The sequence below is a fragment of the Flavobacterium sp. MMS24-S5 genome, from assembly GCF_050320125.1.
Lineage (GTDB): Bacteria > Bacteroidota > Bacteroidia > Flavobacteriales > Flavobacteriaceae > Flavobacterium > Flavobacterium tyrosinilyticum.
Genome location: NZ_CP190016.1, coordinates 4085259 through 4105902 on the forward strand (window position 1 = coordinate 4085259; position 20644 = coordinate 4105902).

Below are 20644 nucleotides of genomic sequence, written 5' to 3' on the forward strand. Positions count from 1 at the left end.
TCTGAATTAGTAAGCCATTTTCTGTGAAAGACCAAAAGAGCTGTTTGCCAACAGCTCTTTTTTTTCAAAATCTAATCAAAAAACAATGAGAAATACCATAATTACATTCCTGTTATTGCTCTCAGTTTCCATGTCTGGACAAATGTACAATCCGGTAAAATGGACGACAACTGTAGAAAAAATTTCAGATAAAGAATTCCTTTTAAAAGCACAGGCGAAAATACAATCGGGCTGGCATTTATACGGACAATATATTGAAGAAGGTGAACCTTCGCCAACAGCATTTACTTTTAAAAATCAGCCGAAAAAATTCGAATTAATCGGAAAAACAACTGAGGATAAAGGACATGAAACAGTCGATAAGATTTTCGATATGAAAATTAAATATTTTGAAGATAAAGCGCTTTTCACTCAAAAAATTAAATTCATTTCAGAAGATATTTCGAATATTGCTGCCGAAGTCGATTTTATGGTTTGCGACGACAGTAACTGTTTGCCGCCGTCTACAGAAGAATTAACTTTTAAAATTCCGAGTGAAAAGAAATTGGCTTCTGCCGAAGAAACTTCAATCGTAAAAAAAGATTCTGTAATTGAAGAAGAAAAAACGGTTTCTCAGCAGGATGAAAAAAAATCAAAACAAGAAATTACGAGTTCACCAAAGAAAATGGAATCGAGAGGATTGCTGACTATTTTTATTTTAGCTTTTTTATCGGGATTTGCTGCATTGTTGACACCTTGCGTTTTCCCAATGATTCCGATGACGGTAAGTTTTTTTACAAAACAGAGTAAAAGCAAGGCAGCGGGAATTAGAAACGCCATGATTTACGGAATCTCAATCGTAATTATTTATGTTTTATTAGGTTCAATTGTAACAGCAGTTTTTGGTGCCGATTCGCTAAATGCACTTTCGACAAACGTTTGGTTCAATTTAATATTTTTTATTTTATTGGTCGTTTTTGCCTGTTCATTTTTGGGTGCTTTCGAAATTGTATTACCAAGCTCATTAGCCAACAAAGTAGATTCGCAAGCCGATAGAGGAGGGATGATAGGGATTTTCTTTATGGCTTTGGCTTTGGCCATTGTTTCATTTTCTTGCACGGGACTGAATCGTAGGAACTTTATTGGTTGAAGCGGCTTCAAAAGGCGGAATCGCGCCAATTGTTGGAATGTTAGGATTTTCGATTGCAATTGCATTGCCGTTTTCATTATTTGCTGCTTTTCCAGGCTGGTTAAATGCATTGCCAAAATCGGGCGGATGGCTGAATACCGTAAAAGTGGTTTTAGGATTTCTGGAATTGGCTTTGGCTTTTAAATTTTTATCAAATGCCGATTTGGTTCTGCAATTGCATTGGCTAGAAAGAGAAGTTTTCTTAGCGATTTGGATTGCCGTTTTCGGGATGCTGGCTTTTTATTTGTTTGGAAAAATTACGTTGCCGCATGATTCTCCTTTGAACCATATATCTGTTGGACGATTAGGTTTTGGGTTAATCGTTTTAAGTTTCACGATTTACCTAATTCCAGGACTTTGGGGCGCGCCTTTGAAATTAATTAGCGGATTCCCGCCTCCAATGCAATACAGCGAATCTCCAAACGGACTTGGAGTTTCGGGCAATTCCGAGTTAAAAATTACAGGTTCGTTGCCAGAAGGAGCAGAGCATGGACCGCAAAATATCATCACTTTTCATGATTATGATAAAGGAATGGAATATGCTAAAAAAGTCGGAAAACCGGTTTTACTAGATTTTACAGGATATGCCTGCGTAAACTGCCGAAAAATGGAAGAACTGGTTTGGTCAGATCCTAAAGTTCTTGGAGTTCTGAACAATGATGTGGTCTTGATTTCGCTTTATGTAGACGATAAAAAAGAACTTCCAGAAAACGAACAATATGTTTCTGAAACAACAGGAAAAAAGATTAAAACAATCGGTAATAAATGGAGCGATTTACAGATTAAAACCTACAAAGCAAATGCACAGCCGTTTTATGTCATTGTAGATCATAACAGCACGAATTTGACAGAGCCGTCAGCTTATAATCCGAATATTGAGGAGTATTATGGCTGGCTGCGGAATGGGGTTGGGAAGTTTAGGAAGTAGTTTTTTACAAACATCTAGAAAGAATTGTTATCAAAAGTTTTTCCAGTTTATTTTCTAATAATAAAGCCAGCATAAGAAGATTTTTTTGTCATCTGATGCTGGCTTTGATTTTTGCTTTAAAATGATTGCTTAATCTACCATGTTGTTAATGCACTTCTTTTCCAAGTATTTGTGGCTGTACAGGTATAAATATAATTTTCATCAATTCTAATTTCTCCTTTTATACCAGTAGCTGTAGCAGAAGTTGGAGCTTCTTTTGCCGTTGTCATTGAAGGCAAGCTCGTAGCTAAATATTCTTTTGTGATTATAGCTTTTCCTGTCGTATCGCCTGTTATTAAAGCATTAGTTTGTCTAGGTACTCGTGTTAAACCTGTATTGTCACTAATGAATCCAATTATTCCGTATCCTGTTCCCAAAATTATATGATCGGTAACATCAGCTGTAACAACTCCTCCAATAATAGTATTGTTATTTCCATCTATAATTCCAGTAACATTTTGGGAAGGATTTAAAATAGTATTTCTACTTCCTGTTTTTACTCCATCATTTACGGTATTTTCAATTAATAAGTTTTTAATTCCTGTTGTTAGAGCTCTACCTGCCTGAAACCCTAGTAATATATTATTACTTCCCGTAGTTATTTCTCCCCCAGCTCTATAACCTAAAGCAGTATTAAGAGATCCTGTATTTTTGTATAAGGCTGAACTTCCTACTGCTGTATTGTAAATTCCAGATATGTTGTACGTTAAAGCGGAGTAGCCAATAGCTGTATTACTTTGTCCTGTAGTGTTATAGTATAATGCAAATCTTCCTAAAGCAGTATTATAATTGCCTTCGGTATTGGAAAATAAAGTAGCTACACCTACAGCTGTATTACTAGCCCCTGTAGTATTAGCCTTTAAAGAACTCCAACCCAAAGCGGTATTGTAATTTCCTTCAGCATTAGCATCTAAAGCGGATAAACCTAGAGCTGTATTGGCTGATTTATTATTATTCCCTTTACCAATCCTAATTCCGTTAATTAATTTATCAGCACCTCCTAATTCCTGTAGAGCAGTATTATTAACAATACCTGCAGTTGTTGCGGAAACTGATGCAGAAATATCATCTAAAGTTGCCAAAATATGATCCCCAGTTTCCTTTGCAGGTATGTGAAATGTAGCAGCATCTCCTGAAAAGGGAGCTATTGGCCTGTCAAATACTAGCTTAGACCAGGTATCATCTGTTCCATCAATCCTCCCTCTTTCCGCTAGTTCTAATTTATTATTTTGAAAAGTTATGGTGCTTATTGCATCTAATCCTCCAGAAGCTAAAGCTATACCTGTAGAAGCACCTAAAGCAAAAGTAGCGACTTTCTCTGGACTAGTATAAATAAAGTTTATATCATCAGGAGCTAATTCAGAAAAAATGGAAATTAACCTAGATTCTTCTGGATTTTTCCATATAGGACCATTATCCAAAGTCTGTTGTAAATTCTGAGATTTTTCTTCTCCTCCAAACTCACTTCTTGGCACAAATTTCACAGTTTTATCAGTGCCTCGTACAAGTACATCGTCTTCATTACTGCCTTCATTTACGGTTTCTAACTTTAGCGGTTTATTAATTATTTGATTTTTAGGTTTTGCGACTTGTTTAGACTCTTTTTCGAGAGTTTTATTACTATTGTTTTTTGTCATTTTGATTGTTTTTTAAATTGATATAATTTAAGTTGATTGGCATTTGGCAATTAAGAATAATGTTTTTGCAGTGGGGTTTGCAGGAGTTATTTTTCCATATGGTATTTAGGATCTATAGTAATGAGGAATTTTTTAAATAACTGGATTAATCTGCTTCTTATGGATTTAAGAATTAGTGTCATGGCATCGAAATTTTCAACTTCTTTTTTGGTTTTTATCGCAATTATATTGCTGATGATTGAAATTCCATCACTAACAATTAGTAAATCCATGACAATGGTGACAAACCATTTAAAGTTATAGTTAAGCCCTTTGCTCATTAATGCTAAAGCGGTTGGGATTAGTAAAACGGCTAATTTGGATACAAATCCTAAAGCTAATTTTTTAAAGCTAAAGGGATTGTTTAATACTATGGTTTTGATTATGCCCAGAAAAGTATCCATCACCATTAAGTAAAAAAGTATTTTAACAATTTCTACATCCATTTCTAAGTACATAAAAATTCCATAAAGGAATAATTTTAGTTCATTTGAATATTCTGAGATTTTAGGCATCATAGTTTTTTGTTTTTTGGTCTTTTATTAAAGAATTTTAAGTAGGATCAAAATCAATGCTTTCATTGATAATGCATTGTTTTTCTCGTTTTTTCATAAGTTGTTGATTGTGGTTTTTCTAACGATGCCAAATTGATTTGTAGAGCAAGGCATTATTAAACTATCATTTGTTAAGCTAAATTTTCTCAGATATTTAAAAGTCTGATTTATCTTAAACCGGGATATATAAAACAAAGAAGTGAAAATCCTAAAGAACAAATCGATGCAAGTAAAAGTAGGGTCCGATTTTGTATAATATTTTGTAGAATAATCATTTGGGGTTCAAAACCCCAAATGATTTCCATTTTTGTTATTAAGATTATGGATTTGTTGGCGGATCTAATGGTTTATTGTTATGAGCGACAATTCCTGAAATAACATAATTATCTACAGTTTCTACATCTAAAAGCGCTACTTCTAAAGGTTCTTCTTTGAAAATGATTGATTCGATAACTTTTGTTTTTCCGGTTTTATCTATTAATAACATGCTTTGCACGATATCTTTTATACATACCCATTTCAGGTTTTCACCATCTTCAGTAACTAGTAAAGGATGTTGGCCAGTAGCCTTTATCGTAGCATCTTCTGTCTTAATTTCATAATAATCTGGTTGGATGCTTGTTATTTTGTTAACTACTGTTACTTCTGCTCTAGAAGCTTCACTTAATAATCCATTCCACAACATATAATCTCCCTCAGATTCATCAATTTCGTTAGGAAAAGTCAATCCTTGCAGTTTGTCTCCAACTATAACATTTTTCAATTTTTTAGATTGGCCTGATGCCATTGTTACTAAAGATTCAACATCGAAACAAGAAGTAGTTTCTGTTGTTTCTGAAGCGTAATCAGACATATCTGATCGATTGTTAGCAGCGTCTTTGGCGATTATATAATAAGTATATGTGGTATTGTATAATAAACCAGTGTCACTATAATAATTATTAGTAACTGAAGTAGGGAGTTTGTTAAAAGTTCCATTATTTACTCTCCTCCATATTTCATAATAAATAGTAGATCCACCATTATTAGTAGAGCTATCCCACTGAACCATTATTTCATTTCTGTCCTGTAAATAACATGTTACGTTTTGAGGTATAGTTGGTGCAACTATTACTGATGTAGTGATGCTTACTGTATTGCTTTGCGCTGATGTATTTCCTGCATCATCTTTTGCTACGACATAAAAGGTATATTGTGTCCCAGGATTTAATCCATAAATAGTTCGAGTAAAGACATTACCTACTGAAATTGGCGAAATAGCATTTCCGTATACGATATAATCAGTAACGCCATATTCATCACTTGATGCTGTCCAGTTTAAAGTTACCTCTGTAGAACCTATAGTGGACACACTTAGAGTTGGTGGTGTTGGCGGTGTTTTATCACTTGGACGCCCTGTGTATTCAATAAACTGAACGACTCTATATGGACTCATAAGAGGAAAAGCTTTTCCTATACCAGCTTCTTTTGTAGTAAATGTAGTTCCTGTGGTACTATTTTTTACAAAGTCACTACCACCATCAGCATTAGCTCCACCTGTTCCAAGGCCTAATCCGTGGCTATGTTTAGGCATTTCATCAACATTCAGATTTTTTGCGACATGGCCACCTTCATCTCCTAGTGTTTCAAAAGGCCATATTAAATCACCATTTTCGTTATAGTAAAAAGTTAAATTTTGATAATAATTTTTTTGACCAATTTGAACAGTTCGTATTTCTGGAGATGGATTAAATAAACCAACAGGCATTTTTCCTGAAAGAGGCACATATTCTTCCCAGCCTTCAGGAAATGGCGCTGGTTTTCCCCAAATTGCCACCATTCCGATTGGCACTGCGGTAGATTTTTGATCTTCAAGTTTAGTGATTCTATCAAGCAATGAACTTAATAAGTTATTACTTTTAATAACTTGATTAGCTGTATCTAGTACTAATAAGGAATTCTCAGTACTATCAGGAGCCTTGTAATTTTCTGTGATTGCTTTTAAATTATCTAAATATAGTTTTCCGCCAATAGAAGTATTTTGCCAGTCTGACTCATAATTTAAATTCAGAGTAGTGGAAGCCGATGTATTATCATCTACTAAAGCTCTTCCTAAATAATCTCCAGAATAAAATCTTCCTCTTCCATCACTTGAACCAAACCTGAAATCCCTTGCTCTCACATTTGCTTGCGAGTTTTGTTTGGTGTCTAATTTTGATAAGTGATAAAGGCCCAAATTCAAATCTCCTTCCATCGCTTTTGAACCATTGATTGGAAGATAAGATTGATTGATAAGATTGATGTCTGATTTAATGTTATTTACATCTCCTTCAATTGCATCAATATTAGATTGAATAGATTTTAAAATTTCATCAATTGTTTTAATATCAGTAATCGTTTCAAAATTTCCTAAATCATAATATCTGATGGTTTGCACTTCTCCATTTTCAGAAACAATAATAGTATCATCATATTTGTAGGAACTATATTCTGCCTCATAATCATAATAAGCTGTTTGAGATTCTCCAGTTCCATAGACTAAATTTGTTTCGGTACAGATACTTTTTAAGTAACTCATTTGAGTGCCAATTGCAATAGGATATAAAATTCCGACCGTATTTTCTGATTTTGCAGGATCTTGCTGGTGAATAACTACCCAACCTTTTGCTTGGTCTGTTGCATGAGCAATTATGCAATTCTGACCAGGGTTAATGCTTAAATGCCTTTTTAAAGCATCATACAGCTCTGATCTATAAGCTGCTTGAAGTCTTTCTAAAGTTTCCTGCTCAAGCGGAAATCCACCAGGATTACTAAAATTTATTTGTTTCATTTTTATTAATTTAAGTGTATATTGTTTTGGTGCTATTAATTTAAACTTGATGTATAAGCGTAGCTTTCATAACTTTTACCAGCTAGTTTATAGAAGTTTAAGAGGTTATGATATTCAATGTTTGCAATTTTGATTGCTGCCGATGACGATTGAGGACTATTTCCGTTGGACTGAATAATGATATCTCCATTTAGTATTAAACTTTCGGGGATAAAGACTCTGAAGTTGGCGTAAGCGATTGTTGTGTAATCTTTTCGTTGAGCTAGATAAACTGGTTTTTTATATCCGTTTTTGTATTCATCATGTGTGTATACTTCCAGTTGAGGAATCAATAATTCGCCTTTTTTTATACCACCGCCTGGCAAATTGACATCAGGTTCGTAATATTCTTTATGGAGATATACATATTGCAAAGTAGGTTTTACAGATTCATCAATATAGATTAGCCCGTTTAATCGCTTCTGTTCTGTGCTTAAGTTAGGATCGTAATTTGTATAGGGATTGAAAGCATCATTCAAAACCTTTTCTAAATAAATTATTTGTCCTGTATGCTGCATTTTATAAAGCGTTTCTTCGTAAATCGAACGAATAGGAGCAAGTAAAACATGCAGCCATTGTGCGTGTGTACGCTTTCTAAGGATAGGGGGAATGAGCCATAATAATAGCTTTTCCCATTTCAAAATGGTGTATTTATTCATTGTATATAAATTAGACTATTGTTTATCTCGATAAAATGTATAAGGAATATAGTTTACCTCAATCTCAAGAGTGTCCATATCAAAATAGCCTGCTCTTGGAATGAAATATTCAATTTTGGTCACATCTGGAAGTGATGGATTTGGCTGATCACTCGGATTTGTTGCAGGACCAGTTTGAACTTTTGTTAAGATTGGAATTTTTACTCCTTGTGCTTTTTGAACAGCATCAATTAAATACGTTTTAACGAAAGCGCCATTAAATTCGATGTTTTTTAAATGGTCTGTAATGGCATCTAACACAGGAAATGCATCGCTATTTGATATCAATGAACCATTCTTTGGATCAAGCTTGTACGCGGCTAATGGCATAATGGAATTTTCGTTTGAGCCGTTTAAAAGTTTTGATTGATAATATTCAATATCTTGCGGATTGATATAAATGCTCAAAGGATCAACATAAACATTCAGGCTTAATTTTAAGATGTCACCTTGATCAGAACTGATATAAACCTGATTTCCTGCATCTTTTATCTTAGCAATGTATTCCTTAAATGCAAAAAGTTCATTAGGAACATCAATTCTAGAGATTTTTTTGTCTTTTACAGTGGCAACTTTAATAAAAACAACTCCAACTTTATTATGAAAATAATCAGAGAATATTTCTTCAATTTTTGATTCAGGTTTAAGAACTGTTTCAAGATCAATTTCGCTTACAGCGCAATGTTTTATAATTTTAGATTCTTCGATCTCCGATTCTGTAAGGCCTGTTGTGTCAAATTGATAGGAACCGTTTTGCCATGTTAGAGACATTCTGTTGCTCGAATCTGAATTTAAAGGAGTGCCGTAATGAAAATTTAATGCTTGTTCTCTGTACCAGTTTAAAGTATGCGGTCTCGAGACTAGAGCATTTTTTTCTACTATTTTTTCATGAATCCAAATCGCAGTAGCCATTATGTTGGTTCCAAAGTTTCCAAATCGCAGTTTTTGAATCTGTTAAGCCGCTTAGGGAATCGTAATTATCTTTTTCATCCAGAATTTCTTTCTGTATTTCAGCAATTGTACGTGCCATATTTTTATTTTTAGATATAGATTAGCCTGTAAGACATATGTAATATGCTTATAGTTAGTTTTTTATGTTTTTGTTATGTATTACTACGAGACTGTAGTTTTATTTTTCAGAGCTTTACAAAAAGCAGATAGAATTGTAGAATTCAGGTAAGGTTAATTATTCAAAAGTGAATAATTTCGATAAATGAGAAGATAGTTTTTAGTAAATGATAAAGTCATCTTCAATAATCATGTAGTCAATTCCAGAGAAGTTATCTAGTAGAAATTGTTCTTCTTCAGTAAGTTCGGTTGCGGGTTTTAAGTTTCGAGAAGTATAATACTCTACAATATCTTTTTTAAAAGCTTCTCTGCCAACTTTTAAATCCTCATATACCGAAATATCTTCAGTAAGATTAAATTGATCATTGTCTTCTAAAAGATCAAATACCGTTTCTATGCTTCCATACTCTTGCAAAGAGATGTCTAAAATGTTCTGATTTTGTTGTGGTCTAATAGTTTCCATCGATTTTAATGTTTTGTAAATCGTTGACATCTAATGTTTTTACATAAAAGTTGTCATACGATAATTGTTTATCTATTTCGTTTTCTAGTCTTAGTCTAGATGTAGCATCTGGACTGTTAATGTATTTTTCAATTCCTACTCCAAGTATCGGAAACTCTTTATAACTTCCTTTTTGACTTAACAGTAAATGCTCGATGTTTTGTTGATCTGCTACATTAATGGCAAAATCACCATTTCCAGAAGCATCTGTTACAATTAACAAGTCGTCATCCATGATAAAATCTTTCATATGTTGTTATTTTGTTATTATTTAAATTGATTTTTTCTTTTGAATTTGCGCGCCATACCCAAAAGATTTCCTTTTATTTGATACTGTAAAAATACGCTATGCTTACTCTTTAAACAAGATTTTGAAGCTTAGGAATCAGTAGTTTCAGTAAGTTAAAATTAGTGTTAACTTGTTTTAAATCAATTGATTGATTATGGTTTTTATTTAAGGATTAATTCGTTTTATCTCGTTGGAATAATCAGCCCCATAATCACATTTAAAATGATTTTGATAATGTTGTTTTTAATCGTGTTCAATTTTATTTTTGATATTCCAGCAGTTTGAAGTCCTTGTAAAGACACCAAATCCAATTGGCTTTTTAAGAGCCATTCTAACTCTTCTTCGGTCAAATCTCCAGAAGAAAAAAGAAAGAGCCAACGTTCTAATTTTGTTTTAGATTTTTCTAAAAATGTATTTAAATCTTTCTCCAATTGAGGTTTAATCTCTTTGTAATTTTCGGTTATTAGGTTTTTTAATTTGCTTTCTAACTCTTTTAATAATTTGTCGTTATCCATGATTTTTAGCTGTTATTGGTTGATTAAGTCTAAAAGAGCATCTTTGGATTCTTTGTCCTTTTTAATTTCATATTGAATCAATAAATCAAAAGCATCTAAAACTTGTTTTTTTGATTCCTCAAGAAAAGCCGGAGATAGTGTTTCTTTGGTTTCCCAACGTTTAAAGAATGCCGCTAAAAGATTTTTTTCTTTATTAGTCAACATCTTCCACATTGCAAAAGTGATTTCGTTATTGGGCTTGTTTTTTTCATATTCCACCAATTTTTCTATTTCAAGCAACAGCATTGTAACTTCTTTTTGATGAAGTGCGTAAGGACTAGTAGCTTCACTCATTAATTTTTCAGCTTCAACTTTTATTTCAGCCGTTTTTTGGTAAGAGTATTGGTCGTAAAGAGCCGTTTTTGTTGAAGAACATGAAGTAAATAGAAAAAGAAGAGCTAGAAATAACGCAAGTTTTAATTTTAAATGTTCCATTGGTTTATTTGTATAAGATTACATAATTCTTTCTGTCTCGTTTGAGTTTGCTTAGCACTTTCCAGTCGCTATATCCCTTTTTATCAAAATGAGGAAGATCTTTAAAGGTTTTCCAATCTCCGCCCCAATTCCAGCCATTTTTCTTGAAGATTTCTACACATTCCTGCCAGTCAGAAATTTGATCATTGTCCCAATCTTTTGCTGTGTCCCATGAAGCCGTTTTACCGTCTATAATCAAACAGATATCTACGGCAAAACCATAATTATGAATAGATTGTCCGCCTTTGGCATTGGTTACTTTTTTTCCTGGTTTGGTTCTGCCAAAAGCATACAGATCTTCCTGTTCTTGAAACGTTCTAAGACCTTGCGTAATACGCACTTTTGCTCTTCCGCTCAAAGCGATATCGCATTGTTCGATAATTTTGGTAACTTCTTCTCTGACTGAGGGATGAAGCAAATCAATGTGTTTTTTTGTTGTTTGATCCATATTGTATGTATTAATGATTAAAGAACAGAAGACTTTCTCGGTTATTAAAAAACACCAAGGGAATTGATAATGAGATAAGATAAATTTGTGTTTTGAAATTATTTTGGAAACTGAAATTAGTTCCAAAATAAAATCGTGAAAGGTTCTTTTTTGAACTTGTTATTTTAGCTAAAACAGATGCTTCTAAGAACAGTGTAAAGATATGTCCAAATGATGGTTTTGAAAAATAATATAACTTTGTAAATCAGTAGTTTCAGTAGGAAAATAAAAGCTTTTTATTTTGGTTTGTAGTTTTAAAATGCTATAAATTCAAAAAAAAACACCCATTTCTATGAAAGAAAAACGAGTGTTTTAATGCACTAATAACAGCTGTCAAATTAAAAATCAACTTTTGTTTTCATTCTAGAAAATTGTCAAAGTACAAAAACATTTTACTTAAAAATATTAAATTGATTATCAATAAAATTAGCGAGAAAATCAGATAGACTTTATTTTTAAAAGTTCTAAGAAATAAATAAGATAACCATCCAAAAATAATGCTAGTGATAGCATAAAGCAATTTTAGAAATCCGACAACATCTGCGTCAATTACGATGTCGTTTCCATCGTGGACAGTATAGGGATCAATAAAATAGCTGAATAGAAAGAGAAAAAGTCCAACAAAAAATAATATTCGTATTAAAATTTTCATAGTATTGGTTAATAATTGTTATTAAAGTAAAATGCAAGTTATTTTTTAAGTTGTTAAGTAAAACAGACTATGTCAAATATAAAATAATATTGAATAAGATTTTTTTAATAGTTTTAAACTTTTGAATTTTAGGAAAAAAGATGGTGGTTTAGAATAATTAATTCTGATCTCGTTAATGTATTATTAGTTCAAAGCATTATTAATTTCTTTTTGATGTTTGTAAATTGATCTTCCGTACGAAGTATCTTTCTTAATATTTTCTTTTGACAATTCTAATCCTCTATTATAGCGGCTGGCAATAATTTCTATATCTGCTTGTGTTAATTTATCTACTGGAGTATTTTTAAAATCTACATTTTTTAGCCTTTTTACGTGCATAGCAGCAATATAGATTCCAATTACAGGATTCTAATAAAGACTCTTGTATAGCGTCTCTATCTGTTTTATTTATGCTTTCGTAACCTAACTCTTTGCCAGCTCTGCCTAATTGAATTGCCATGTCTCCAAAAGATGTTTTGTCTGGATGATTTGTTGTTGTTAGATTTCTATCTATGATATCTGGTCCACTCCAATCCAGCTCTCTAAGAGATCGAACTCCCTTTTTTAGCCAATCAGGTTTTCCTCCAAATTCTGTAAACGCAATACCTGCTAGTAAAAATGGTGGTATTCCATTCATTTTAGCAGCATGTTTTATTACTGCACTATAATACTTAACAAACTCTGCCTTTCTTTTAAATAAATAATCATTGTTTCCCGATTTTTTCCATTTTATTATATCGCTGTTTGTCCAGGCAACGGTGTCACGGTCGTATCTCCACAATTTAGAAAGATTATTAGTTTGAACATGTAAAGGTGTAATTGATTCTTTTGTGTCAGAATCATTAGAATATAAATTTAGTTGACTCAAATCTTTCCGATTTGTTTGAGAATTTTCAATATATTTAAGCATTTCTGCGCTATTTTTGTCGTCTTCAATCTGCTGACGCCAAATGCTCAGCATAATTTGTCTAAACCGAGCCATTTCTGAAGCACTGGTGTCTTTTAATTCTATATTATGGTTTTTAACAATCATGATGCTTGATGTTTTTAAAAGAAAAGTGTTTATTTTTTTTAAAGGATTTCTACCTTAACTGGTTTAGGCTGAATATGATCTGAGAAAGCGGTTGTGATATTAAGACGTAAATCATCTTCTTGTTCGATTTTGCCATCGCCTCCCAAATAGCAGTTTTTGAACAAGACTTCTAAAGCCTTGAATTCATCCATTTTAGAAGCTTGCAAAACAGCAGCACGAATGCTCATGTCTGGTTTCTTGAAATAAGCAAAAAGAGTAGTGTCGTCGTCATCGTTAATGGTAAGCTTTACTACTTTTTTATGTTTATATTTCCATTGGTTTAATTGTGCTTGGGTGATATTTCCGTCTAGAATTTCGGTAGTTTCTGGTGTTGCTGTTTTCATGTTGAAAATCTTTTTTGTTTTTAAAAAAGAGGCTGCTCGAGCTTTATTTCAGGACGAAAATGCTCAGAGCAGCCTTCTGAAGTAAATAAGCTGTTTAAAACGGACTCCTAAAGAGCGGTTAAAATAGTTTGCTTGCAAAAATCATGTTGCTCAGAACTTCTTTTTTGCGTAACGCATGATAAAATTGGTTTTCTCTTCGGAGTCGGTTTTTAAACAATTTATAGTTTAGGTAAGTTGGTTTATGTAATGGATTAGTTCCACTCGATGTGTGAACAGATCAAGTCGAAAGAAACAGCGATTTTAGTATCTCCTTGACTTATTCCTCTACTGTTTGAATTGAATTCGCAGTTTCTTACAGTATGTGTGATAACTTCATTGCTGTCATCTAAATAACTTACAATGATGCTGAAAGGATTAATATCCTGCAATCTTTGTCCTTTTGGTAAAGCAGCCAAAATCGCTTCTACTTCGTAATTATATAAAGTAAGAGAAGCTTTAGCCTCATATTTTCCTCTTCCTCTGTGTACTGGCATGTCTCCAGCTCCATAATGGTTTTCTTTAGATACCGAGTCACTGTAATTTACAGCTGTAATACCCGTTACGATATTACCTGCAATACTTACTTCAATTGATGACCAGCTGTGTTGTTGTCCGTTAATTAATGGCAATTTATTCATAGTGTAGCTTTTGTTTGTTTTTTAATAATCCCGATAACGTTCAGGGGCTATCATCTGTTTTTGTTTGCTTTTCTAAGAAAAGAGTTAGGATGATAACATTTTGTGAATTTTTATGGTCTGTGAATTTTAAATTACGCTTTGTCGATTCCAAAAGGATTTTTAAATCCTAAATCAACCGTAATTTTGCGAGCAGTTCCAATTGGAGTAATTTCTGCTTTAATTTTTAATTCAGAAGTTGCTAAAATGTTTTGTTTTGGGTCTACATAAACATCAAAAGCAGAAACCTCCTGGTTAGCCACCATTCCTTCTAAAGCTGATCTGCATAAGCCTTCAAAACTTTTTGATACAGATTGCGGTAATTTACCATCAATGTCAACTAAAACAGGAGAAGTCAATTTTGGCAATAAGGCAGTACGCAATAAACGAGTTGCTTTGTTGATTGTACGGTTGTTTTCGATATAAGCAAAGTCTGATGTATCTGCCGTACAAGTAGAGCTGTCGTTAAAATAAATACCTGCTAAACCTGTGTGTGTTCTTGCAAAAATGAATCTATTGTCATTCAGTTCTCTTAGTTGGCTAAGAGTTTTAATTTCTTCTCCACCAACAAATCCAGCTTGTGAAAAACCTTCACCAGTTAGGTTGAATTTTTCAATCCAGGCAATGTTTTCTGATACTTTTGCTTTTGAAACGGCACCTAATGCTAATCCAACTGCTGCCGAATTTGGATATTTCTCAGCTTTTTTAACATCCATAGCTACCACAACAGATACATTTGCTGATTTTCCAGCTAAAGAAGGCACGTCATTTCTATCAAAACCTTTTCCTTCAAGAATTACTTCAAAAGGCATGTAATCTGCAAAAGCAAGTTCTGCTTGAGTTTGCGCTACAGCAACAGCATCCTGAGTATCCTCAAAAGTGGTTGCTCCAGAGTAGATAATTGCCATTTGGCGAATATTTCCATTTGCTTTTTGCTGCATATCAAAAGCTTTTCCTGCAATATCTTCATAAGAATTGGCAGCTGTTTTCATGATATACAAATCACCAGAAGGATTTAATCTGAAAAATTGCTGAACTTGATAATAAACAGATTGACCATTTAGATCATTATCTTCTGTAATGCCAAAGTCTTTAGCATCTTCCAATGAAGCTAGGCGTTCAACCTTGTCCGCTTCAAATTCTCCCGTAGTTTCTCCATCAAAAAGTAATCCTGAAACCATGTCTTGTTCTGGAGTTCTTCTTCCTAATCCGCCAGATAGTTTGTTAATTACTACATCGTTTAATGTACTCATAATATAAAATGTTTAAATGTTTAAAATTTGTTTTTGGTTTTTGCTTGAAAAAAGGCAAAATGGGGGCTGTAGCAAGTAGTTAAACTTGTTATAGTCAATGGTTTATTTTTTTTAAAATGATATTTGTAATCAGGAATCCAAAAAGGGAGAATTACTATTTTTGGACGATTTGCAAAACTGGTTTTTTATTGAACTTTACTCTTGGCCAAGAGATAAATTTGCTTTTGATATCGAGTACAAATTTAAAGTTTAATATCGTTTTTTACAATTTTTGTGATTGCTAAAACCAGTAGTTTCAGCAGGTTAAGCTTTAGCTTCTGTTGCCAATCCTTCGTTTATAATGGTATAAATAGTGCGCTCTGTTAAGAACAAAGTGTCAGAAAGTTCGGCAACAACAACTTTCATTTGTTTAGCCTGATTGTTGTTAAGATAATTAATAACGTAATCTCTTCTTTTGTCTAGTAGTGTTCTGCTTCTTTTCATATGTGGTATTTATAGTAGGAGTTAATTTTGCTTAGGTTCGTTTTTGGCTTGTAATATTTTAATTTTTTATGAGATCTGGGGAATACTCATATTTTGAAGATTACGAATTAGAGTTTAAATCGATATCTCCTTGAACTTGATTTGGGTTAATTTCAATTATTCCAGAGGTTAAATCGTATCCTAATTCTTCTAAATCTTCATTGCTTAATCCGTTATTAAAAAGGATATATTTCTTTTTCAATGTATTTTCAACCAATGTTGTTTTATAAGTGATTTCCCAGATGAAGTAATCGTTTATATTCCAGTAAGTATGTTCATTGGTATATTGCTTTTCTCTTACCTTAAAGATCGAATTGCTATCTATAAGGGTATTGTTATTGCTTCTAGACAATACAGCTTTGTCAACTCTTTGTGCAATATCGAATGCATTTGCATAACTTGTTGAAGAGATCGTGTCAACAGGAAGCACGATGTATAAACAAAAAGCAACATCTGCTTTGTAATTTTTCTCAGAAGAGGTCTCCCAAGAAATATTATCGTATTTAAACATCACGATTGGTTCTTCTATTGAAGATTTAAAAATGGCATCACTATAAAGATGAACAGCTGGCGCACTAGAAGAAAACTCTGTTTCAATAGCGCTCTTTTTTTCGGTATAAAATTCTTTTAAAATCATATGTTGGATTATTTTTAAGCAAATATAAAACATATGTTTTGTTTTCGCAAACATATTACATATAAATATACAGTAATTTCAGTAATATGATTTAACCATTTGACTACTAATATGTATGATAATTCATATTTTTGTTAATTATTAAGTACTGATAATCAGTGTATTTTAAAAATTACATATAAAATTGTGATTATTAGCCATATATTGTGTAGTTTTGCAACATATACTTGAAGTTTTGCTTTAAGTAAAACATATTACATAAAACCACAAACGATTTGCAACATGGAAATACATGATAAAATAAAACGTATTATAGATGAAATGAAGTTGAATAATAACTCATTTGCAAAATTAATAGGAGTTACCAGTACAACTATAGATAGTATTACGATTGGAAGATTACAAGCCGATGGAGAAAGAAAAAGAACCAAGCCAGGTTTTGATCTGCTCCAAAGTATTATTACACATTGTCATGTAAACCCTGAATATTTTTTTGGAGACAGCGAAGATATTTTTGCGAGCAAATCTAGTAATGCGGTTAGTTTGCATGTGCCGAAAATTATAACAGTAAATGAAGAGGGCGACGAAAATATCAATTTTGTGGGAGTAAAGGCTCGAGCAGGATATTTAGACGGATATGCGGATCCTGAATATATGGAAAGTCTTCCTTCTTTTAGCATGCCGATGCTTAAAAACGGCACTTACAGATGTTTTGAAATTAAAGGAAATTCGATGTCTACCACAATACATGATGGAGATTATCTTTTTGGAAAATATGTGGATAATTTTGATGATATCCTAGACGGAAGAATTTATGTAATTGTGAGTAAGAATGATGGAGTAGTAGTAAAAAGGGTTTTGAATAGAATTAGAGAAAGCGGAAAATTGATATTAAGATCCGATAACCGAGACGGAAATTATCCAATGTATTCTATTTATGCCGAGGATATTCTGGAAGTTTGGTATGCAAGTATGTACGCATCTAGACAAATGCCCGATCCAATTAATATTTATGAAAAGCTGCATGCACTAGAAAGTAAATATTTTGAATTGGAGGAAACGCTGAAAAAGAAACTGAATTAATATCATTTTCTAAAAAGTTTTGAAATAAAAAATGCCTCTTGTAATTTTTTACAAGGGGCATTTTAATTTTAGATTACATGGATTTAAGAAATATATCCTGTTCCAGTTCCTGTTTGTGCCGATGCTGAACCTGTTGTGGCTACCGTTGTAGTTACAAGCCCTGTTTTGACAAATGTATCAATGGCAGTTGCTAATTTTTTTGCGGTAGTTTTTCTGGCATTTTTTGTTTTATTAGCATTATCATCTCCGTTATCGACATCAACACTTATTTTTGAGTTTTCTTCTAATGCTTCTAATATTGCTTCTTCCAATGCTGATATTTGTAGTCCCATTTTTATTTTTTTAATAAATTATTTAATCTAGATTTTATTGCAAGTAGATTTGCAACATTTGAACCTACGCCTTGCACGACGACAATCTTTGATACTTCTGTTATGAAATTTTCTAATTCAAGTAATAGATTGTTTCCATTCGCATCAATTTTAAATTTCTCATCCATTTCAAAAGTTAATTTGTCTTTTACTATTGAAACTTTTTTGTCTGTAATCGTGGCTTCAAAACCATCTTTAATGCTTACTTTTACTTCTTTGTCTTTAAAATTGAAAATAGTATTTCCTTCGTTAATGCTGATTTTTTGCTCATCGATGCTAAAACTGCTTTTAGAAATTTCTTTTCCATTTTCATCATAAAAAGAAGCACTTATATTGGCCGATTCGTTGCTGTTAAATTCTAGTTGAGCAATATTTTTATAGGAAGGCGTTGAAACAGCAGAAGAATCATTACTATTTTTTTCTTTAAATAGCATTTTAAATTTATCTACATCAGTATCAATTTCCAGATATCGATTTTGTTCATTTTTAAAGCGGATAAAAGTACGTTCAACCTCAGATAATTGCGAAATAAATGCTCTAGTTTCAACTCCATCAATAATAGTAGTCAAAACCCAACTGTCTTTTTTAGGAACAGAAATAATTCCTTGTTCCAAATCTTGAATTGAAGCTTTTAATCGTACATTTTTAATAATTGCCCCATCAGCGCGCATTACATTTACGGTATAAGCATCTTCGGGATCATGGAGCGAAGTTTTTTCGGTATTGATTTCGATGACTTTTGCTGCAAAGGTTTCAATAATTCGATTTTTGCTGGCGACATCTTTTATTAGGTTTGTTATATTCCCCATTTTTTTCTTTTTAAATTTCTACTCTTCTTCCAATATAAATTCTCTGTCTGTATCCATTTTCGCCATAACTTCGTTCTACTTTCTCTACCTGAAAAGTTCCATTTTTTTCCTTATCCTTTGCATTTTCAAGTATTACTTTGTCGGTTGGCCTTACAAATGGTTCTCCAAAAGTGAGAAAAGAACCTTCAAATCCGCTTGGCTTACATTCCATGGCTCTTAAAGCGCCATATTGGTACAGTTCTGAGGCAGTTTTTGTCACTGCATTTTTGAAAGCTTCGGGATTATTTGGCAAATCTTCACTATCATCATGTAAAACATGCGTTTTGATTAATTGACCATTCGGATCTCCTAATTCAACATAAACGGGAGTATTAGAGTTCTTAAAATACTTTTCAATTCTAATGCGTGTGTTCTTTGTTGACTCTTTTACAACAATTAGTTTGTCTTCTATAATGTTATATCGAAATCTAAAATGAACCTGTCCTAAAAAACGGTCAGAAACAGATTTGCTTAATTTATTAATCTGAGAACCTAAAAGACTTAAACCTTGAGTTATTAGTTTTTTGACCAATGTTCCTGCGAGCGGACTTTTAATGAAATTTCTATCTATAAAACTGCCTAGTTCACTTACAGTATGCTGCTGCGGGTTATTGGTAATGGTTAATACCGGACCAGCTTCTTCGGTTTTAAAATACGTATAGATTCCTTTGTCTTTTAGCATTTCAAAAACTTGTGCCAAACTGTGGCTTCGATTGATCATTATGTTTCCTAATTCTTCGTCAAGAGCATTTATTTTAAAAGGAAATTTTAATTCTTTCATTCTTTTCTCAAAAAATGTTTTAGGATTAAAACTGTCAACATTTGTGGTCGGATTTGTAGCGACGGCATTAAGAGTATCTTTTGAATTTTGAACGTCATCATCTTTTACCGCTTTTACTTTTTTGAAGGCATACATTGCATCTTCACAAGAAATAGTTGCAGTTATATCAGATTGAACTCCTGTGATATAACCTCTAAAAGCGGGTTTGTAATCTCCATCATAACCTAAAAATATCTCGATGTAATTTTCTATTTTAAAGAAATCATGGATTGTTTTTTCTTCTCCATTTGCGTTTTTAAATAAGCTTTGATCAAATCCTTTCGTATCAGTATATACTTTTTTGGGCATCACAATAGTTGCTGTATCGGTCAACGATTTATATGAACTGTTTATTTCTACATTTTTTACATAAGTAAATTCATAAAATTTAGGAGTAGGTATAAGGCTTACTGTTTCGTATACTTTAATTCTAGCATTTAGTTTAAGCATTGTCTCTAATTATTAGTTCTACAGTTTCATCTGATGTGGCGCTGGCCGTAAACTTTTGGATGTTTTTTGTTCCAGAAATTGAAGGTATTGAATAGGAATCGATAACGAGTTCATAAATTCCAAATCGATTCAGAATGGCATGGGTAACTCTTAAAGAATAAGGCGCATTTAAGAATTGTTTCAATAAAAAAAGCTTTTCTTTTGGATATTCATCTCCAGTTTCATTAGCAATTAACCCTTCTATGGAAATGCTAAAATCGCCATTTGTAATATGTTCTTTGATTGTTGAATCTCTTCCTTCGATTCCTTCTTTTTTGATAATTTTTGAACGATTGATATTAACCGTAACCGCATCTATTCGTAAACTCGGTAAATTAAGATCATTTTTTACAAGAGGTTCAAAAACTAAAGGTGCAAAAACTCTAAGATTAAATTCGCCCCCAGTTTTATCTATAATAAAATCTTTTGATTCAGATTCGTTATAGTTTAGGCCACTATATTCAATGTCTTTATTTTCTAAAATTTCATTTACATTAAAATTGAATTTCATAATAA

23 protein-coding genes and 1 pseudogene are annotated in these 20644 nt (G+C 32.5%); 2 read left to right on the forward strand and 22 right to left on the reverse strand.

Annotation, left to right across the window (positions count from 1 at the left end; translation table 11 throughout):
* Positions 1 to 85 precede the first annotated feature (85 nt).
* Positions 86 to 2096, forward strand: a pseudogene (locus ACPWTF_RS18785) (cytochrome c biogenesis protein CcdA).
* A 134-nt stretch (positions 2097 to 2230) separates the two neighbouring features.
* Here the strand turns inward: ACPWTF_RS18785 and ACPWTF_RS18790 are convergent.
* The 18 genes from ACPWTF_RS18790 to ACPWTF_RS18875 form a co-directional block, all read right to left on the reverse strand.
* Positions 2231 to 3772 carry a hypothetical protein gene (locus ACPWTF_RS18790; protein WP_427872487.1) on the reverse strand — a complete coding sequence of 514 codons (1542 nt, stop codon included), beginning with the start codon at positions 3770 to 3772 and terminating at the stop codon, positions 2231 to 2233.
* An 86-nt stretch (positions 3773 to 3858) separates the two neighbouring features.
* The gene (locus tag ACPWTF_RS18795) at positions 3859 to 4329 is read right to left on the reverse strand and encodes a phage holin family protein (RefSeq protein ID WP_427872488.1); all 471 of its coding nucleotides are present in this window, start codon (positions 4327 to 4329) and stop codon (positions 3859 to 3861) included.
* Positions 4330 to 4684: 355 nt separating this feature from the next.
* Entirely contained in the window at positions 4685 to 7174 is a 2490-nt protein-coding gene (locus ACPWTF_RS18800) for a fibronectin type III domain-containing protein (RefSeq protein WP_427872489.1), read from the reverse strand.
* 35 nt (positions 7175 to 7209) lie between these two features.
* Positions 7210 to 7872, reverse strand: a complete 663-nt coding sequence (locus ACPWTF_RS18805) for a hypothetical protein (RefSeq protein ID WP_427872490.1) — start codon at positions 7870 to 7872, stop codon at positions 7210 to 7212.
* A 15-nt stretch (positions 7873 to 7887) separates the two neighbouring features.
* Complete coding sequence (locus tag ACPWTF_RS18810) at positions 7888 to 8823, reverse strand: hypothetical protein (protein ID WP_427872491.1); 936 nt, start codon at positions 8821 to 8823, stop codon at positions 7888 to 7890.
* Positions 8798 to 8941: a hypothetical protein gene (locus ACPWTF_RS18815; RefSeq protein ID WP_427872492.1), complete on the reverse strand. Its 144-nt coding sequence runs from the start codon at positions 8939 to 8941 to the stop codon at positions 8798 to 8800. Before ACPWTF_RS18815 ends, ACPWTF_RS18810 begins: the two co-directional genes overlap by 26 nt.
* Before the next feature lie 198 nt (positions 8942 to 9139).
* Positions 9140 to 9442, reverse strand: coding sequence for a hypothetical protein (locus ACPWTF_RS18820; protein WP_427872493.1), 303 nt, complete (start codon positions 9440 to 9442; stop codon positions 9140 to 9142).
* Positions 9429 to 9731 carry a hypothetical protein gene (locus ACPWTF_RS18825; RefSeq protein WP_201999883.1) on the reverse strand — a complete coding sequence of 101 codons (303 nt, stop codon included), beginning with the start codon at positions 9729 to 9731 and terminating at the stop codon, positions 9429 to 9431. Before ACPWTF_RS18825 ends, ACPWTF_RS18820 begins: the two co-directional genes overlap by 14 nt.
* A 221-nt stretch (positions 9732 to 9952) precedes the next feature.
* A complete protein-coding gene (locus ACPWTF_RS18830; RefSeq protein WP_427872494.1) occupies positions 9953 to 10285 on the reverse strand; it encodes a hypothetical protein in 333 nt (110 codons plus the stop codon).
* 12 nt (positions 10286 to 10297) lie between these two features.
* The gene (locus tag ACPWTF_RS18835) at positions 10298 to 10759 is read right to left on the reverse strand and encodes a hypothetical protein (protein ID WP_427872495.1); all 462 of its coding nucleotides are present in this window, start codon (positions 10757 to 10759) and stop codon (positions 10298 to 10300) included.
* Between the two features lie 4 nt (positions 10760 to 10763).
* Positions 10764 to 11246, reverse strand: coding sequence for a M15 family metallopeptidase (locus tag ACPWTF_RS18840; RefSeq protein WP_201999889.1), 483 nt, complete (start codon positions 11244 to 11246; stop codon positions 10764 to 10766).
* Positions 11247 to 12120: 874 nt separating this feature from the next.
* The gene (locus ACPWTF_RS18845) at positions 12121 to 12315 is read right to left on the reverse strand and encodes a hypothetical protein (protein WP_427872496.1); all 195 of its coding nucleotides are present in this window, start codon (positions 12313 to 12315) and stop codon (positions 12121 to 12123) included.
* Complete coding sequence (locus tag ACPWTF_RS18850; RefSeq protein WP_427872497.1) at positions 12281 to 13009, reverse strand: hypothetical protein; 729 nt, start codon at positions 13007 to 13009, stop codon at positions 12281 to 12283. The genes ACPWTF_RS18845 and ACPWTF_RS18850 overlap by 35 nt, the downstream gene beginning before the upstream one ends.
* Before the next feature lie 38 nt (positions 13010 to 13047).
* The gene (locus tag ACPWTF_RS18855; RefSeq protein ID WP_427872498.1) at positions 13048 to 13392 is read right to left on the reverse strand and encodes a hypothetical protein; all 345 of its coding nucleotides are present in this window, start codon (positions 13390 to 13392) and stop codon (positions 13048 to 13050) included.
* 251 nt (positions 13393 to 13643) lie between these two features.
* On the reverse strand, positions 13644 to 14069 hold the full coding sequence (locus ACPWTF_RS18860; protein WP_248729710.1) for a hypothetical protein: 426 nt from the start codon (positions 14067 to 14069) through the stop codon (positions 13644 to 13646).
* 131 nt (positions 14070 to 14200) lie between these two features.
* On the reverse strand, positions 14201 to 15358 hold the full coding sequence (locus ACPWTF_RS18865; protein WP_427872499.1) for a DUF2586 domain-containing protein: 1158 nt from the start codon (positions 15356 to 15358) through the stop codon (positions 14201 to 14203).
* A 303-nt stretch (positions 15359 to 15661) separates the two neighbouring features.
* Positions 15662 to 15841, reverse strand: a complete 180-nt coding sequence (locus tag ACPWTF_RS18870) for a hypothetical protein (RefSeq protein ID WP_201999900.1) — start codon at positions 15839 to 15841, stop codon at positions 15662 to 15664.
* 100 nt (positions 15842 to 15941) lie between these two features.
* The gene (locus ACPWTF_RS18875; protein ID WP_201999902.1) at positions 15942 to 16517 is read right to left on the reverse strand and encodes a hypothetical protein; all 576 of its coding nucleotides are present in this window, start codon (positions 16515 to 16517) and stop codon (positions 15942 to 15944) included.
* 282 nt (positions 16518 to 16799) lie between these two features.
* On the opposite strand from ACPWTF_RS18875, the gene ACPWTF_RS18880 reads away from it, so the two are divergent.
* Positions 16800 to 17600 carry an XRE family transcriptional regulator gene (locus ACPWTF_RS18880; RefSeq protein WP_427872500.1) on the forward strand — a complete coding sequence of 267 codons (801 nt, stop codon included), beginning with the start codon at positions 16800 to 16802 and terminating at the stop codon, positions 17598 to 17600.
* Between the two features lie 83 nt (positions 17601 to 17683).
* On the opposite strand, the gene ACPWTF_RS18885 is transcribed toward ACPWTF_RS18880, so the two are convergent.
* From ACPWTF_RS18885 to ACPWTF_RS18900, 4 genes are read right to left on the reverse strand one after another with little or no spacing between them, the layout of a single operon-like run.
* Complete coding sequence (locus ACPWTF_RS18885; RefSeq protein WP_427872501.1) at positions 17684 to 17932, reverse strand: hypothetical protein; 249 nt, start codon at positions 17930 to 17932, stop codon at positions 17684 to 17686.
* A 2-nt stretch (positions 17933 to 17934) separates the two neighbouring features.
* Entirely contained in the window at positions 17935 to 18780 is an 846-nt protein-coding gene (locus ACPWTF_RS18890; RefSeq protein WP_427872502.1) for a hypothetical protein, read from the reverse strand.
* Between the two features lie 10 nt (positions 18781 to 18790).
* Positions 18791 to 20089 carry a hypothetical protein gene (locus ACPWTF_RS18895; protein WP_427872503.1) on the reverse strand — a complete coding sequence of 433 codons (1299 nt, stop codon included), beginning with the start codon at positions 20087 to 20089 and terminating at the stop codon, positions 18791 to 18793.
* Complete coding sequence (locus ACPWTF_RS18900) at positions 20082 to 20639, reverse strand: DUF6046 domain-containing protein (RefSeq protein WP_201999912.1); 558 nt, start codon at positions 20637 to 20639, stop codon at positions 20082 to 20084. The genes ACPWTF_RS18895 and ACPWTF_RS18900 overlap by 8 nt, the downstream gene beginning before the upstream one ends.
* Between the last annotated feature and the right edge of the window lie 5 nt (positions 20640 to 20644).